This window comes from Dorea sp. MB18-49 (genome assembly GCF_023669465.1).
Classification (GTDB): Bacteria; Bacillota; Clostridia; order Lachnospirales; family Lachnospiraceae; genus Dorea_A; species Dorea_A longicatena.
Genome location: NZ_JAMOYX010000008.1, coordinates 1 through 16,398 on the forward strand (window position 1 = coordinate 1; position 16,398 = coordinate 16,398).

Genomic DNA, 16,398 nt, shown 5'->3' on the forward strand with positions numbered 1-16,398 from the left:
GGACTCATGGTTGGAAATTCTTAAGTAAAAAAGTTGACCGTTTGCTCACAAAAAATCCACTGTCTGAGACGAATGTCGAGTTTGGATTTTTTGTGAGCTCGTTTTTAGGTCAACTTTTTTGCTTTAGAATTTCCCCATGTTGGAGTCAGCACAGGCTGGGACCTTGTAGTTTTATTCCGGTCGGTGACAGCCGCCATGATGCATTAAATAGAAAATTACTTCTTCGCTGTCTGTCTCTCCACCCAAAGCTTATCAGCCATCTTCGTCCAGGCCTCAGCGTAAGGCTTACATTTATCGCAAAGATGCTGTACATCTTCCGGTGACTGTGGATCGGTAGAGTGAGCACCGGTCTCTTTTACCATCTTTGGTAAGCATTCCGGATTCTCAAGCATTGGACATGGGCGCAGCATGTTGTCATTGAATGGCTGTCCTTTTCGGTATGCCTGGAAGATTGGACTCTTTAATGCATCCAGAAGGCTGACTTCATGGATATTGGCATTCGAATAATGGATGAATACACAAGGATCCACATCTCCGGCTGCATTGATGTGCAGGTAGTAACGTCCGCCCGCGATACATCCGCCGATGTATTCCGCATCATTCTGGAAGTCCAGACTGAAGATTGGTTTGGAGCTTCTGAAAGCACGGATACGTTCGTATACAGCTTTTCTCTGCTCTGGATTTGGCATAAGTTCCGGAGCGGCGTCATTTCCAACTGGCATATAGTGGAAGAACCAGATGAATAAAGCACCGGCTTCGATGATCATATCGTAGAATTCTTCACTTGTGATATCTTTGTAGTTCATACTTGTATAACAGGTTGAGATACCAAATGGAAGGTTGTGTTCTTTTAATAACTGCATAGCATGTTTTACTTTATCAAACACACCAGGACCACGGCGTCCGTCATTGGCAGTTTCAAATCCTTCCAGACTGATTGCAGGAACGAAGTTCTTAACTCTTAACATTTCCTGACAGAATTCTTCATCGATCAGTGTACCATTTGTGAAAGATAAGAATTCACAGTCAGGATGACGTTCGCAGATTGTGATGATATCTTTTTTACGTACCATTGGTTCCCCACCGGTATAGATATACATGTATGTACCAAGTTTCTTTCCCTGTGTTACGATGTCATCGATCGTTTCGAGAGAAAGATTCAGTTTATGTCCGTATTCTGCAGCCCAGCATCCGGTACAGTGCAGGTTACAGGCTGAAGTCGGATCTAATAAAATTGCCCAAGGAACATTACAGTCTTCTTTTTCCTCGGTTTCCTTCTGAAGAGCAGAACCCTTCAAAGAAGCGTTAACAATAAAGTTTGTAAAGAAAGTTTTTCGTACACCTGGATCCAGATCCCATACTTTCTGTGCAAGCTGATACCAATTACCTTTTTCGGCGATACCCTGACGGATCGCATTACGCTGACTTTCATACCAGCCTTCTGGTGCAGCCTTGTCAACGATACTCATAACCTTTGGAATATTAGTTTCAGGATCCTTATCCATGTAGTTAAGTGCTGCCTGAATAGCGGAAGCAAAGGCGGCGTTTTTTACTGTGTCTACAACATTCATAGTGTTACCTCCTCATTTTACTGCATTATATTCTCTTTGCAGTTACCTTATCTTAAAACTTTTGATTTTCAGATTCAAGCAAATGCGACATTAATCGTATATTGTCGTATTTTGGCAATTGCCATACAAAAAGAATCAGCGTTTATTCAGGCATTGGGCAAATGATAGTTCCTAATTTTTGCAGTTGGAATCTTCATTACCGGAATCTGATAGCGTATGTCCGTTTAAGGAAATATCTGTTGTTGTCTCGTCTCCATAGACCGGGGAAGCTGCGTAATGTTCAAGCTTTTCTACCAGTGCACGGGAGGTTTCATCAATGGAGTAATAAGTGCCGGATTCAAATCTGGCTGCAGCCGGAAAGCAGAAGAGCGGCCATAAGACAAGGTAGTGCGAGTACATGTAGATGTTTCATGAGAAATCCCCCTTTTCATAAAATAAATCTTGTTCTCCGAATTATAATATAGGTCGCTTTTGTGCTTCAAATTGTAAATTGTACTTATAAAAAAACGAACTTTTTTAATTATACTTATAAAAAGGGGTGGAAAAATAAGAAGGTTTTATATATAATAGGGATAGAAACGTTCAAAACCACATAGGAAAAGGAGATGTATTCATGGAAATGTTATCAATCGAGAAGGAACTGCAGGGCAATTCTTACCCGGGACGTGGCATTATTATAGGAAAGAGTGCAGATGGGACCAAAGCTGTAACTGCTTACTTTATTATGGGAAGAAGTGAGAACAGCCGTAACCGTGTGTTTGTAGAAGAAGGGGAAGGCATCCGCACACAGGCATTTGATCCATCCAAACTGACTGATCCAAGCCTGATCATTTATGCACCGGTACGAGTACTTGGCAACAAGACAATCGTAACCAACGGAGATCAGACAGATACCATCTACGAGGGCATGGACAAGCAGCTTACATTTGAACAGTCACTCAGAAGCCGTGAATTCGAACCAGACGGACCGAACTACACACCTAGAATTTCTGGTGTTATGCATATTGAAAATGGAACATTTAACTACGCAATGTCAATCCTAAAGAGCAACAACGGCAATCCGGAAAGCTGCAACCGTTATACATTTGCATATGAGAATCCTGCAGCAGGAGAAGGACATTTCATCCATACATACAAATGTGACGGCAATCCGCTTCCGAGCTTTGAAGGAGAACCAAAACTGATCGCAATTCCGGATGATATGGATGCATTTGCCGACAGCTTATGGAACAGCCTGAATGCGGACAACAAAGTATCATTATTCGTACGCTATATTGATATCGCGACAGGTACATATGAGACAAAGATCATCAATAAGAACCAGTAAGAGGAATCGATAAGGAGAATAGATATGAACGAATTAGAACTGAAATATGGATGTAATCCGAACCAGAAACCTTCCAGAATCTATATGGAAGACGGAAGTGAACTGCCGATCAAGGTTCTGAATGGAAGACCGGGATATATCAATTTCCTGGATGCATTTAACGGATGGCAGCTTGTAAGTGAGTTAAAGAAAGCAACCGGACTTCCGGCAGCTACATCATTCAAGCATGTATCTCCTGCAGGTGCCGCAGTCGGACTTCCACTGAGTGATACGCTTGCAAAGATCTACTGGGTAGATGATCTTGGAGAATTATCTCCGCTTGCATCTGCATACGCAAGAGCAAGAGGCGCAGACCGTATGTCTTCTTTCGGAGATTTTATTTCTCTGTCTGATGTATGTGACGTGGATACTGCCAAACTGATCAAACGTGAAGTATCCGATGGTGTGATCGCTCCTGGATATGAACCGGAAGCGCTGGAAATCTTAAAAGCAAAGAAAAAAGGGAACTACAATGTAATCCAGATCGATCCGGATTATGTACCGGCTCCAATCGAACACAAGCAGGTATTCGGTGTTACATTTGAGCAGGGAAGAAATGAATTAAAGATTGACGGTGATTTCTTCTCAAATATCGTGACAGAGAACAAAAAACTGACAGAGCAGGCGAAAATTGATCTCGCAATCTCTATGATTACATTAAAATATACACAGTCCAACTCTGTATGTTTCGTAAAAGACGGACAGGCAATCGGTATCGGTGCAGGACAGCAGTCCAGAATCCATTGTACACGTCTTGCAGGAGGCAAAGCAGATAACTGGTGGCTCAGACAGTCACCGCAGGTTATGAATCTTCCATTCGTGGATGGAATCAGACGTGCAGACAGAGACAATGCGATCGATCTCTATATGGGAGACGATTACATGGACGTGCTTGCAGACGATGCATGGCCGGCAATCTTCAAAGAAAAACCGGAAGTATTCACAAGAGAAGCCAAGAGAGAATGGCTGGACAAACTGACCGATGTTGCACTTGGATCAGATGCATTCTTCCCATTTGGGGATAATATCGAGCGTGCGCATAAGAGTGGTGTAAAATACATTGCACAGCCGGGTGGATCCGTACGTGATGACAATGTAATTGCAACATGTAATAAATATGATATGGTGATGTCATTTACCGGAATCCGTTTATTCCATCACTAATCGGGATATAATATAAGAGACACATCCTAAAGTTATACTATATATGTCGCAGAAAGCGGGAAGGTTACGTAAGAGCGTAGCTTTCTCGTTTTTTAGATACCAAAGTATTCAGGAACAAAAGAGTTACGGGAGTTACTATATATCATATTTATATATCGAGTATATTTGGTTTTTATACAAATAGAGGAAAATGTAGTACGATTTCGGTATCTATATAGCATTTGTTTCTTCAAAAACGATTCTAAATAGGCTAAAATAGGAGAAAAGAAAGAAGGCGATGCAATTGTCAACGATGGAACTGTTGATTGTATCCGTTGGATTATCGATCGATGTATTTGTGGCGGCGGCCTATATGGGAGCCGGATTTTCAAAGATCAGATGGAAGAATCTGGTCCTCTTAAGCGTTCTGTTTGGCGGTATCCAGCTTGGGGTACTGGTACTTGGAAACCTGATCACATTGCTGCCGTTACTGTCTATTATCAGAACGAAGACGGCGGCTGACAGATGGGAAGGTCTGACAGTGCTGATCTTTGCGGCACTTGGCATCTATATGATCCTCAAAGGAATCCGTAAAAAGAAGGTGTTGGAACGCAGAAAAGATGAGATCGAATGGAAGAAAACAACGCTTCTTGCACTGGTAACGAATGTCGATGCGTTCTTTGTCGGAATGGGACTTGGATTCCTGGATACAGCCATGATCGAAGAGTCATTGGTGTTATTCCCGGTAACAGTTCTGGAAGCGGTAATCGGTATATTTGCAGGATACAGACTGGGACTGAAAGAAAACAGACGTGCATACTGGGTCGGGGGAGCACTCCTTTTACTTGCCAGTTTCGACGTAATTCTCCATTATTATACGTAAAAAATGGAGCAATTTGACGGTAGATTTTGCCGGATAGCAGGGGTATAATAATTTACTACAAGTTATCTGAGAAAAATTAAGGTGATGAGATGGAGCGCAAAAGTGAATTAACAAAAGCACTATTGGGAGAAAAATTTAAAGAACTGGTGGCGAAAAAAGGATTTGAAAAACTGACGATCAAGATGATCACAGATGCAGCAGGGGTGATACGTCCGACGTTCTATAATTATTTTCAGGACAAATACGAAGTGATGGAATGGCTTCTGTGGGAAGACGTATTTAAAGAAGTCTCAGAACTTATGGAGCAGGAACATGGAATGGAGTCTCTGCAGCTTTTGTTCCAGAGATTTGGAGAAGACAAGACTTATTACGAAAAGGTATTTGAAGTAACAGGGCAGAATTCCTTTGAGGAGATGCTGTATGGACAGGTTTTCCATATGGAAGAAATTCTGGTAAAGCATCATCCGTTAAAACACTTAAGAAATATGCCACACGTCGACGAAAAGGTATTTCTGGAATTTCATGCAATATCATTGGTGAATGGACTGAAATACTGGCTTATCCGGGAAAGCAAAAATATTTCGGCGGGAGATGCAATGGAATTTTATCAGTATATGATGTCACATTCAATCCTGGATCTGTTGGACATTGAGAATACGGAGAAAAAATAAAGGGTTTCACTACACAGAGTGGAACCCTTTTCCTATAATCTCGCTGGTATTGGATATCAGTAAGAATGCACCAGTTGTATGAGCTTTTATGAAATTACGAAGCTTGATTGCTTCATTTGGACTAAGTACAGTCAGGATGATATATTTGTCATCGCCTGTGAAGGCACCTTGGGCGAGTACGATTGTTGCACCTCGTTTCAGGTCATTTTTGATAAATTCACAGATTGGTTCCGGCTCGCTGCATACCACGTGGAAATACTTCGAGCGGTTCAGACTTTCAATCAGACTGTCGATCAGTGTCGAACGCATCGTAAGACCGAGCAGTGAATAAAGACCCGTCTTAATATCAAATACGAAGAAACCGGCGATTGTGAATAAGATATCGGAAGCAAGCAAGCCTTTTCCGATGTCAACGCTGGTGTATTTCTTCAATATCATGGCAATAACATCCGTGCCCCCGCTGGATGCTCCGATATTGAACAGAATGGCCGAACCGATGGCAGGAAGTACAATCGCGAAGATCAGTTCCAGCAATGGTTCGTTGGTAAGCGGGTGGCTCATTGGATAGATACGTTCCAGTCCGGACAGCGTGACAGAAAGTAGGATACTACTGTATGCAGTCTGTGCAGCAAATTTTTTCCCGAGAACGAAAAGCCCTATGATCAGAAGGAGCATATTCGCAATGAAGGAAAAATCACTGGCCGAAAGAGGAGTGAACTTGGCAACGAGTACCGCAAAACCGGTGATACCGCCAAACGTGAAGTTGTTGGCGAACTTGAAAAAGTAGATACCCACTGCCATGATCAGTGTACTGCCAGTGAGTAGTGCAAAGTTTTTTAAATGTTCTTTCATTTGAAAAATTCCCCAGTTTTCCTTTTGCAATTATTTGGATATGAAAGAAATCTTTCATATCCTCAATGATTGTAACGCTCGTGTCTGGAAAAGTCAACGGATTGGTGGTATATTATTAAGAGACAAAATATTCAGAAAAATGACCGGGAGGATAAGAAAAAATGAAACTTTTTTGGCAGAAGGCAGAAGTACAGAAATTTGAACACGCAAAAGATTTCGCAGAAGAATATAATATAGGTAAGAATGATTTTATTCTTGCAAGTAAAAGTACATATGAGACATATTTTGCACCACTTGGGCTGGAAGCACATGTGGAATTTAAAAGTAAATATGGAAAAGGTGAGCCTACAGATGTGATGATCGATGCATTGCTGGCAGATTTCCGTAAGACGGATTGTGACAGAATTATTGCAATCGGAGGAGGAGCTGTTATCGATATGGCGAAGATCCTGGTGCTTGAAGGAAATTACACCGCCGAAGAGATCTTTGGCAGGAAGGTACCGCTTAAAAGAGAGAAGACTCTGATCGCAGTGCCGACGACTTGTGGTGCCGGTTCGGAAGTTTCCAATGTATCAATTGCAGAGTTTACGAAGTTACATACAAAGATGGGACTTGCTGTCGATGAGATCTATGCAGATCGTGCAGTGCTGATTCCGGAGCTTCTGACCGGTCTTCCGTATTCATTTTTTGCGACAAGTGCGATTGATGCGTTCATTCATGCGATTGAATCCTATGTATCGCCGAAAGCAACTTTATATACACAGATGTTCAGTATGAAGGCAATGGAGATGATCATTGAAGGATTCCAGAAGATTGCTGAACATGGGGAAGAATACAGAATGAATCTGCTGGATGATTTCCTGACAGCAAGCAATCTTGCCGGTATTGCATTCGGCAATGCAGGAACAGGAGCGGTGCACGCCATGTCTTATCCTCTGAGTGGCGTGTATCATGTCACACATGGAGAAGCGAACTATCAGTTCCTGACAGCTGTATTCGCAAAATATCAGGAATTAGATCCAAATGGCAGAATAAAGAAACTAAATAATTTCTTAAGCAATATATTAAAGTGCAAATCAGATGAAGTATATACCAAGATTGAGAAACTTCTGGATCAGATCATTGCAAGAAAACCGTTACATGAATATGGAATGAAGGAAGAAGAAATCGAGAGCTTTGCGAAGACAGTTGAAGAGACACAGCAGAGACTTCTGAATCAAAGCTATGTGAAACTGACCTGGCAGCAGATGGCAGAGATTTATAAAGAATTGTATTAATTTTTATATTAATAATACAAAAGAGCGTGATTCAGATTAAAAACTGAATGTTTTGCTTCGGATCGGAACATACTATCTTCTATAAAGAGGAGGATAGAAATAATGTATAAGTATTTACCCATTACGGATGTATACGCAAGAGAAATACTTGATTCGAGAGGAAATCCGACGATAGAAGTGGAAGTACTTGCCGGAGATGAATTCTGCGGAAGAGCAAGTGTTCCGTCCGGTGCATCGACCGGAAAATATGAAGCAGTTGAATTACGGGATAAAGAAGAACGATATGGAGGACTGGGCGTGCAGCAGGCGGCAGATCATGTCAATGCAAGGATTGCGCCGGAAGTGATCGGCATGAATGTACTGGATCAGGCAGCGATCGATCAGGCGATGATCAGGCTTGACGGAACAAAGAACAAATCCAATCTTGGTGCCAATGCCATGCTTGGAGTCTCGCTGGCGGCTGCAAGAGCGGCGGCCGGGGCGTTGGGACTTCCGCTGTATTCGTATCTTGGCGGCACAAATGTGAAAAAACTTCCGGTTCCGATGATGAATATCATGAATGGCGGAAGACATGCGGATAATACGATTGATATTCAGGAATTTATGATCATGCCGGTAGGGGCAAAAGATTTTAAGACCGGACTTCAGATGTGTGCGGAAGTATATCATGAACTGAAGAGAGTTTTGAAAACGTTGGAATACAGTACTGCAGTAGGAGACGAAGGAGGATTTGCACCGGATCTTCACAATGCAGATGAGGTCCTGCGTCTGATGGTAAAAGCGGTGGAAAAGGCCGGATACCGGCCGGGCGAAGAGGTAGCTATCGCATTGGACGTAGCAGCATCCGAGTTATATGATAAGAATTTTAAAAAATACGTATTCGACGGTGAGGCAAAGAAAAAAGGATATAAGATCGTCCGTTCTGCAGAGGAACTGATCGATTATTACGAAGATATTATAGAAAAATATCCGATTGTATCCATTGAAGATCCATTGGATGAAGATGACTGGGAAGGATGGAAGACGCTGACGGACAGGCTCGGAGAGCGGGTGCAGCTGGTAGGAGACGATTTGTTTGTGACGAATACCAGAAGACTTGCCAAAGGGATCAGAAGAAAAGCGGCGAATGCGATACTGATCAAAGTGAATCAGATCGGGACACTGACGGAGAGCTTTGAAGCAGTAAAGATGGCGCAGAATGCCGGATATAAGACGGTAATCTCACACCGTTCGGGAGAGACTGCCGATTCTTTCATTGCAGATATTGCAGTGGCGGCAGATGCAGGGCAGATAAAAACAGGAGCCCCATGCCGGTCGGAACGGGTGGAAAAGTATAATCAATTATTACGGATAGAGGAAAGATTGGGGGATGTGGCTGTATATCAGAACCCATTTGAAGAAAAAATAGAAAATGTACAGATTTAATCCTGCCTGAGATAAGATTTTGAATGAGATTAGCTTGCCTTATCGGCCATCCTGTGATAGAATATATGTGGTTTATCCGCAGGAGGTGTGAATAGTGGACATTTTGAAGATTGTATTAATGATAATATTTGCAATAGACTGTATCGCTTTAACAGTTATCGTACTGATGCAGGAAGGTAAGTCAGCAGGGCTTGGTGCCATTAGTGGTATCGCTGATACTTACTGGGGACAGAACAAGGGCCGTTCTATGGAAGGTGCACTGGTGAAGTCGACAAAATTCCTTGCGATTCTGTTTATTGTACTGGCAGCAGTGTTGAATTTAAAAGTATTTGCATAGGATAGAGCATATTTTTAGAAGATGAAAGGGACACTCCTGTATGGGAGTGTCCCTTTTTGGAACACAGAATATGCAGGGGAGCATAGAGATATGAGTAAGAAATTTGATAAAAGAAAAAAAGTTGTCTATGATCTGATCTGTGATGATTTATATACACCGATGAAATTCAAGGAACTGGCAATGCTTCTTCGCGTGGCAAAAGAAGACAGAGATGAGTTAAGACAGATCCTGGAAGCGTTGGAGCAGGAAGGAAAGATATATCTTTCCAAGAGAGGAAAATACTGCAAGGGACATGCAAAGCGTCTGACCGGTGTGTTCCGGGCAAGTCTTAAGGGATTTGGCTTTGTGGTGCTGGACGAAGGAGATTCAGAGGATGTATTCATCGGTGCGGATGATACCTGTGGTGCATTTGATGGAGATCATGTTGAGATCGTACTTACAAAAGAACCGGAAGGAAGAAGCCGTGAAGGAAAGATCGTGAAGATTCTGGAGCGGGGGCTTTCAAAAGTAGTCGGACTTTACCGCATGAAGCCGGGAAAGAAGTTTGGATTCGTGATTCCGGATAACCAGAGACTGGATCAGGACATATTTGTACCGATTGAAAAATCAAGAGGGGCAGTGGATGGACACAAAGTTGTAGTGGAGCTGACCTCTTATGGAGAGAATGGAAAGAAACCAGAAGGAAAAATCGTGGAGATCATCGGTCATCTGAATGATCCGGGAACAGATATCATGTCGATCGTAAAAGGGTATGACCTCCCGGTAGAATTTCCGGATAAAGTATTAAGACAGGCAGAGCGTGTTGCAAAACCGGTCAGCGAAGCTGACATGAATGGAAGAAAGGATCTGCGTGACTGGCAGATGGTCACGATTGACGGAGAAGATGCAAAGGATCTGGATGATGCGGTATCCCTTGTAAAAGAGGGAGAAAATTATATTCTGGGCGTGCATATTGCAGATGTGACGAATTATGTGCAGGAGAACAGTGCACTTGATAGAGAGGCACTGGAAAGGGGGACAAGTGTATATCTGGTAGACCGTGTGATCCCGATGCTTCCACATACACTTTCGAATGGAATGTGTTCACTCAATGCAGGAGAGGACAGACTTGCACTCAGCTGCATCATGACAGTGGATCCGTCAGGTGATGTGATCGCACATGAGATCGCTGAGACAGTAATTCATGTGGATCGCAGAATGTCCTATACCAGCGTAAAGAAGATTTTAACGGATCATGATGAAGCGGAGACCGCAGAATACAAAGAACTGGTTCCGATGTTCGAACGGATGCAGGAGCTTTCGGGTATTTTAAGAGCCCGAAGGAAGAAACGCGGTTCCATTGATTTTGATTTCCCGGAGACGAAGATGATTCTGGATGAGAATGGAAAGCCGATCGATATTAAACCATATGACAGAAATGTTGCAACGAAGATCATCGAGGATTTCATGCTTTTGGCAAATGAGACGGTTGCAGAAGATTACTACTGGCAGGAGCTTCCATTTGTATACCGTACCCACGAAGCGCCGGATGAAGAAAAAATCCGTACACTGGCAACATTTATCAATAATTTTGGGTATTCAATGCATATTGGAGTTAATGAAATTAGACCAAAAGAAATACAAAAGTTACTAACGAAAGTGGAAGATACACCGGAAGAGGCAATGATCAGCCGTCTGGCACTTCGTTCGATGAAACAGGCAAAGTATACGGCAGAGAATGACGGACATTTTGGACTGGCGGCGAATTATTATACGCATTTTACTTCTCCGATCCGAAGATATCCGGATCTTCAGATCCATCGGATCATTAAGGATAACCTGCGGGGAAGAATGAATGAAAGTAAGATTGAACACTACCAGTCGATCCTTCCGGAAGTTGCAAAGCGTTCCAGTGAGATGGAACGTCGTGCGGATGAGGCAGAACGAGAGACAATCAAACTCAAGAAGACAGAATACATGCAGGCACATATCGGAGAGGAATTCGACGGTGTGATCTCTGGAATTACTAAATGGGGTATGTATGTAGAGCTTCCGAATACGATAGAAGGTCTGGTCCATGTAACAAATATGACCGATGATCATTATGAATACAATGAAGAACGTTATGAGATGATAGGAATGCATACACGGAAAGTGTACAAACTGGGAGAAGCCTTAAGAGTACAGGTGCTGGATGCAGATCGTCTGATGCGTACGATTGATTTTAAGATTGTGAATCAGGGAGGTGCCGGAGATGGCGAAGAGTAATGACAAGATGGTTGCAAATAATAAAAAGGCATATCATGATTATTTTATCCTGGATAAGATCGAGACAGGAATTGCTCTGCACGGAACAGAAGTAAAGTCACTCCGTATGGGAAAATGCAGTATCAAAGAATCCTTTATCCGTATTGAAAATGGAGAAGTCTTTATCTACGGTATGCATATCAGTCCATATGAAAAGGGAAATATCTTTAATAAAGACCCACTCAGAGTCAGAAAATTACTCCTTCATAAATCAGAGATCAATAAACTGATCGGTAAAACGAAGGAAAAGGGAATGGCAATCGTTCCATTGAAAGTATATTTCAAAGGCAGCCTTGTAAAGGTGGAGATTGGTCTGGCAAAAGGTAAGAAATTATATGATAAACGTCAGGATATCGCCAAAAAGGATCAGAGACGTGAAGCAGAACGTGATTTCAAGATGAAACTCAGATAGGAGAAAAGAATGGTACCTACAAAGAAAGAAGAATTAAGAAATCTGGTTACCCAGACGACATTAGAGACCTACGAGGAGCTGACACCACATCTGGTACAGCTTATTAATGAAACGAACAGAAATCCGGAACTGACGGAAGCTCAGAAGCAGGATGAGATCTCATTACATATGATGGGATTTGTAAAATCCTGCACCAATGAAATTATTATAGAAGTACTTGGAGAAATTCTTGGTCTGGAATAATGTAGAAAAAATATAAGAAAAATAAGATCGTGTTGTGATAATTAAACGAAATTGTGTGTGACGTCAGAAAAATGTCAGAAATTTCCTTGACAAAAAAAGTTCACGGCGTTAAACTACGGGACATAAAAGCAAGGGCGCTTCGAAAGAATCATTTCGAGGCGCTTTTTCTTTTATATAAAAGGATAGCACAAGGGTGTGTACATTTTCGTGAGTCGACCACGGAAGTGCACACTCTTTTTCGTTATCGGACATCTGAAGGATGAAGGAGGAGACATTATGACGAAAGAAGTATTATCGGCGATACAGGATGCCGTAGGCACACAGGTATTTGGAATCTGGTTCCTGATCGGTGCAGCATTTGTATTTTTCATGCAGGCTGGATTTGCAATGGTAGAGGCAGGATTCACCAGAGCGAAGAATGCCGGCAATATTATTATGAAGAACCTGATGGACTTTTGTATAGGAACTTGTGTATTTATCCCATTGGGATTTGGAATTTTGCTTGGTGAAGATGCACTTGGCGGATTTATCGGAACTCCGACACTTGGAATTTTTACCGATTATGCAAATTTTGACTGGTCCAATTTTGTATTTAACCTGGTGTTCTGTGCGACAACGGCAACCATCGTATCCGGAGCAATGGCAGAACGTACCAAATTCTTATCTTATTGTATTTATTCCGCAGTGATCTCCGCTGTTGTATATCCGATCGAGGCACACTGGATCTGGGGCGGTGGATGGCTTGCAAGTTTAGGATTCCATGATTTTGCAGGTTCCTGTGCAATCCACATGGTTGGTGGAACAACAGCATTTATCGGAGCCGCACTGGAAGGAGCCAGAATTGGTAAATTTACCAGAGATAAAGATGGAAAAGTAACAAAGGTACATGCATTCCCTGGACATAACATTGTAATCGGTGCACTTGGATGTTTCATCCTCTGGTTTGGATGGTATGGATTCAACGGAGCTGCCGCTACGACAGGTCCACAGTTTGCATCGATCTTTATGGCAACAACGATCGCACCGGCAATCGCAACGGTTGTATGTATGATATTTACATGGCTTAGATATGGCAAACCGGATGTATCGATGTGTCTGAATGCTTCACTTGCAGGTCTGGTAGCAATCACTGCACCTTGTGATGTCGTTGATGCAACAGGTGCGATCATCATCGGTGTGGTAGCCGGACTTCTGGTTGTATTTGGCGTATGGTTCTGTGACAATGTTGCTCATGTAGATGACCCGGTCGGAGCAGTTGCAGTTCATTGCTTAAATGGTATCTGGGGAACGATCGCAGTCGGTCTCTTTGCAACAAAAACAGCACCAGAGTGCACATTGAAAGGTCTGTTCTACGGCGGCGGATTCCACCAGCTTGGCTTACAGCTGCTTGGTGTAGTAACCGTAATGGCATGGACGATCATAACCATGACGATTGTATTTAAGATTATCGATAAGACGGTAGGTCTTCGAGTAACAGAAGAAGAAGAGATTGTAGGTCTGGATGTGAAAGAACATGGTCTGGCATCTGCATATGCAGGTTTCAGTCTGATGGATATCACAGAAGGAAGCATGAGTATCAATGAGAATACAGAGCTTGGAGAAAATGATTATGATGAAGCTTCAGAAGCACAGAGAGCTGCATCTGTCAAAGTAACTGCTCCTGTAGATCCTGAGACTGGAATACATAAAGTTGTTATCATTGCCAAACTTTCAAGATATGAAAAACTGAAAACTGCACTCAATGATCTTGGAGTAACAGGAATGACAGTCACACAGGTTATGGGATGTGGTGTTCAGAAAGGTGCCGGTGAGAAATACCGTGGAGTTGAGATGGATGTAACCGTACTTCCAAAGGTTAAAGTAGAAGTTATCGTAGGAAGCATTCCGGTAGACAAAGTGATTGAGACTGTGAAGAGAACTCTTTATACCGGACATGTCGGAGACGGAAAGATATTCGTTTACAATGTACAGAAGGTTGTCAAGGTTCGTACCGGCGAAGAAGATTATGATGCATTGAAAGATGTAGAGTAAGAAAAAAGTTTACAACAATATAGTGGTTTATTATGTATAGTGAGAAGAGGCATATAGAATAGAAGTTCGAATATGTCTCTTTTCACTGTCATGTATTCGGAAGGAGTTGCCAATTATCTGTATTATCTCAAATTTTATTAGGTGAGAGGCTTGACAAATGAAATTGATTAAGACTATAATTAAATTTACGTAAAGACAGTCTGCAAACCAGAAAAGCATTACAATCAGGGCTTGTACTGGTTTCGACGGGGGTCTGGAAGTTGGAGAAGCCATCCGTAGCGGGACACTACGTTAAAAGTTCCACTTAAATATAAACGCAGACAATACAGAATTAGCGTACGCAGCCTAATTAGGCCGCAGTCGGCCCCGGATCATCCGCTGTTCGGGTCACCGGCTTCAAACAGGCGGAGCACTTCGTTCCCAAAGCTTTGAGGGGATGGAAGAATTTATGAAGCTACTAAAGTGGGGAACCTGTCATTAGGTGCCGCATGGAGGGAATGTTAATATAATGACTGTGATGGGAGATGCTCGAATGGATGGGCTTTCGGACGCGGGTTCAACTCCCGCCAGGTCCACTGATATCCTGAAATTTTTGAAAGAATCAAAGATTTCAGGATATTTTTTTTGCGCTTTTTTGGTGGAAAATCAACAGTGGAATTAAATGATAATAAATATCAATATCAAAAAAAGAATTGAAGCAGAAAAAAACATATGGTACATTTATTGAGTTAGAAGAACAGAACTGAAAACAACACGGACTAACTATTGGTAGATGAAAGTAACTATAGATATAGAGGATAAAGAATGAAAAGAAAGATTGTAATAGCCATTTTATGTGCGGCGGTGTCAATGGGAACCGTTGGATGTGGAAACAGTACGGCATCCGCCAAGAAAACACAGACGCAGACAGATAAAAAAGAAGATTCCAAAAGTGAAAATTCCGAAAAATCCAGTGAAGAAAAGCAAAGCCGCGATATATTTGCGATGGATACGTATATGACGGTAACAGCATATGGAGAGCATGCATCTGAAGCAGTAGATAAAGCTGAGACAGAGATCAAACGGCTGGATGAAATGTTGTCTACCGGAAATGAAAACAGTGAAGTGTACAAATTAAATCAAAACGGGGAAGCGGTTGTTTCGGATGACACGGCGTACTTGTATGAACGCTCTGAAAAAATATATAAACAGACAAAAGGAGTATTTGACATATCCATCTACCCGGTCATGGATGCATGGGGATTTACAACGGAGAATTACCGGATTCCTGCGGAGGATGAACTGAGTGCGTTACTGAAGAATGTAGATGCATCGAAGATCCAATATGACAAAAAGACAAAAAAAATCACGTTGCCCAAGAATGTGAAAATTGATTTCGGAGGCATTGCGAAGGGATATACATCTTCAAGGATTATGCAGATTTATAAAAAGTGTGGTGTGACGAGCGGCCTGGTAAGTCTTGGAGGAAATGTACAGCTTCTTGGTGCAAAACCAGATGGAAGTGCATGGAAGGTTGCGGTAGAAAGTCCGGATGAAGACGGAAATTATCTTGGAATCCTGCAGGCAAAGGACAAGGCGGTTATTACATCGGGTGGATATGAGAGATACTTTGAAAAAAACGGGAAGAAATATCACCATATTATTGATCCGGCTACCGGCTATCCGGCAGAGAACGGACTGACTTCGGTGACAATCGTAAGTGATGATGGAACACTTGCGGATGGATTATCTACTTCGCTTTTTATCATGGGAAAAGAGAAAGCAGAGAAATTCTGGAAGAAGTATAGCGATAAATTTGATGTGATCCTGCTTACGGATGACGATCAATTATATGTATCAGAAGGAATTGCGGATGATTTTCAATCGGATTATAAGGTAAACATAATGAAAAAGTAGAGGTG

Annotated in this window: 15 protein-coding genes and 1 other RNA gene; 13 read left to right on the top strand and 3 right to left on the bottom strand. The window is 42.2% G+C overall.

Annotated elements, in window-relative coordinates; all coding sequences use genetic code 11:
• Positions 1–215: 215 nt before the first annotated feature.
• A complete protein-coding gene (locus tag NCY30_RS04175; RefSeq protein WP_250818499.1) occupies positions 216–1,571 on the bottom strand; it encodes a radical SAM protein in 1,356 nt (451 codons plus the stop codon).
• A gap of 171 nt (positions 1,572–1,742) precedes the next feature.
• Entirely contained in the window at positions 1,743–1,970 is a 228-nt protein-coding gene (locus NCY30_RS04180) for a hypothetical protein (protein WP_250818500.1), read from the bottom strand.
• 214 nt (positions 1,971–2,184) lie between these two features.
• On the opposite strand from NCY30_RS04180, the gene NCY30_RS04185 reads away from it, so the two are divergent.
• The 4 genes from NCY30_RS04185 to NCY30_RS04200 all read left to right on the top strand — a co-directional run bounded on the left by NCY30_RS04185 (position 2,185) and on the right by NCY30_RS04200 (position 5,634).
• A complete protein-coding gene (locus NCY30_RS04185) occupies positions 2,185–2,898 on the top strand; it encodes an IMP cyclohydrolase (RefSeq protein ID WP_006428077.1) in 714 nt (237 codons plus the stop codon).
• 24 nt (positions 2,899–2,922) lie between these two features.
• The gene (locus NCY30_RS04190; protein WP_250818501.1) at positions 2,923–4,101 is read left to right on the top strand and encodes a phosphoribosylaminoimidazolecarboxamide formyltransferase; all 1,179 of its coding nucleotides are present in this window, start codon (positions 2,923–2,925) and stop codon (positions 4,099–4,101) included.
• 277 nt (positions 4,102–4,378) lie between these two features.
• Positions 4,379–4,963, top strand: a complete 585-nt coding sequence (locus NCY30_RS04195; protein WP_250818502.1) for a manganese efflux pump MntP — start codon at positions 4,379–4,381, stop codon at positions 4,961–4,963.
• Between the two features lie 89 nt (positions 4,964–5,052).
• Positions 5,053–5,634: a TetR family transcriptional regulator gene (locus NCY30_RS04200; protein WP_173819450.1), complete on the top strand. Its 582-nt coding sequence runs from the start codon at positions 5,053–5,055 to the stop codon at positions 5,632–5,634.
• Positions 5,635–5,643: 9 nt separating this feature from the next.
• On the opposite strand, the gene NCY30_RS04205 is transcribed toward NCY30_RS04200, so the two are convergent.
• The gene (locus tag NCY30_RS04205) at positions 5,644–6,486 is read right to left on the bottom strand and encodes a YitT family protein (RefSeq protein WP_006428081.1); all 843 of its coding nucleotides are present in this window, start codon (positions 6,484–6,486) and stop codon (positions 5,644–5,646) included.
• A 161-nt stretch (positions 6,487–6,647) separates the two neighbouring features.
• Here NCY30_RS04205 and NCY30_RS04210 point away from each other — a divergent pair, with 161 nt between their 5' ends.
• From NCY30_RS04210 to NCY30_RS04255, 9 genes are all read left to right on the top strand, one after another.
• A complete protein-coding gene (locus tag NCY30_RS04210) occupies positions 6,648–7,763 on the top strand; it encodes a 4-hydroxybutyrate dehydrogenase (RefSeq protein WP_139009418.1) in 1,116 nt (371 codons plus the stop codon).
• A gap of 102 nt (positions 7,764–7,865) precedes the next feature.
• On the top strand, positions 7,866–9,188 hold the full coding sequence (eno, locus tag NCY30_RS04215; RefSeq protein WP_250818503.1) for a phosphopyruvate hydratase: 1,323 nt from the start codon (positions 7,866–7,868) through the stop codon (positions 9,186–9,188).
• Between the two features lie 94 nt (positions 9,189–9,282).
• Complete coding sequence (gene secG / locus NCY30_RS04220; RefSeq protein WP_022415780.1) at positions 9,283–9,525, top strand: preprotein translocase subunit SecG; 243 nt, start codon at positions 9,283–9,285, stop codon at positions 9,523–9,525.
• 90 nt (positions 9,526–9,615) lie between these two features.
• A complete protein-coding gene (gene rnr / locus NCY30_RS04225; protein ID WP_250818504.1) occupies positions 9,616–11,772 on the top strand; it encodes a ribonuclease R in 2,157 nt (718 codons plus the stop codon).
• Positions 11,759–12,223, top strand: a complete 465-nt coding sequence (gene smpB / locus NCY30_RS04230) for an SsrA-binding protein SmpB (RefSeq protein ID WP_006428086.1) — start codon at positions 11,759–11,761, stop codon at positions 12,221–12,223. The genes rnr and smpB overlap by 14 nt, the downstream gene beginning before the upstream one ends.
• Positions 12,224–12,232: 9 nt before the next feature.
• The gene (locus NCY30_RS04235) at positions 12,233–12,466 is read left to right on the top strand and encodes a hypothetical protein (protein ID WP_006428087.1); all 234 of its coding nucleotides are present in this window, start codon (positions 12,233–12,235) and stop codon (positions 12,464–12,466) included.
• 276 nt (positions 12,467–12,742) lie between these two features.
• Entirely contained in the window at positions 12,743–14,497 is a 1,755-nt protein-coding gene (locus NCY30_RS15075; RefSeq protein WP_173784989.1) for an ammonium transporter, read from the top strand.
• Positions 14,498–14,724: 227 nt separating this feature from the next.
• Positions 14,725–15,075, top strand: a transfer-messenger RNA (tmRNA) gene (gene ssrA, locus NCY30_RS04250).
• Positions 15,076–15,301: 226 nt separating this feature from the next.
• Entirely contained in the window at positions 15,302–16,393 is a 1,092-nt protein-coding gene (locus tag NCY30_RS04255) for an FAD:protein FMN transferase (RefSeq protein ID WP_055182452.1), read from the top strand.
• The last annotated feature ends 5 nt before the right edge of the window (positions 16,394–16,398 follow it).

Coding starts and splice junctions, on each gene's coding strand:
- NCY30_RS04175 (WP_250818499.1), bottom strand. CDS start 1,571: ATGAATGTTGTAGACACAGTAAAAAACGCCGCCTTTGCTTCCGCTATT.
- NCY30_RS04180 (WP_250818500.1), bottom strand. CDS start 1,970: ATGTACTCGCACTACCTTGTCTTATGGCCGCTCTTCTGCTTTCCGGCT.
- NCY30_RS04185 (WP_006428077.1), top strand. CDS start 2,185: ATGGAAATGTTATCAATCGAGAAGGAACTGCAGGGCAATTCTTACCCG.
- NCY30_RS04190 (WP_250818501.1), top strand. CDS start 2,923: ATGAACGAATTAGAACTGAAATATGGATGTAATCCGAACCAGAAACCT.
- NCY30_RS04195 (WP_250818502.1), top strand. CDS start 4,379: ATGCAATTGTCAACGATGGAACTGTTGATTGTATCCGTTGGATTATCG.
- NCY30_RS04200 (WP_173819450.1), top strand. CDS start 5,053: ATGGAGCGCAAAAGTGAATTAACAAAAGCACTATTGGGAGAAAAATTT.
- NCY30_RS04205 (WP_006428081.1), bottom strand. CDS start 6,486: ATGAAAGAACATTTAAAAAACTTTGCACTACTCACTGGCAGTACACTG.
- NCY30_RS04210 (WP_139009418.1), top strand. CDS start 6,648: ATGAAACTTTTTTGGCAGAAGGCAGAAGTACAGAAATTTGAACACGCA.
- eno (WP_250818503.1), top strand. CDS start 7,866: ATGTATAAGTATTTACCCATTACGGATGTATACGCAAGAGAAATACTT.
- rnr (WP_250818504.1), top strand. CDS start 9,616: ATGAGTAAGAAATTTGATAAAAGAAAAAAAGTTGTCTATGATCTGATC.
- smpB (WP_006428086.1), top strand. CDS start 11,759: ATGGCGAAGAGTAATGACAAGATGGTTGCAAATAATAAAAAGGCATAT.
- NCY30_RS04235 (WP_006428087.1), top strand. CDS start 12,233: ATGGTACCTACAAAGAAAGAAGAATTAAGAAATCTGGTTACCCAGACG.
- NCY30_RS15075 (WP_173784989.1), top strand. CDS start 12,743: ATGACGAAAGAAGTATTATCGGCGATACAGGATGCCGTAGGCACACAG.
- NCY30_RS04255 (WP_055182452.1), top strand. CDS start 15,302: ATGAAAAGAAAGATTGTAATAGCCATTTTATGTGCGGCGGTGTCAATG.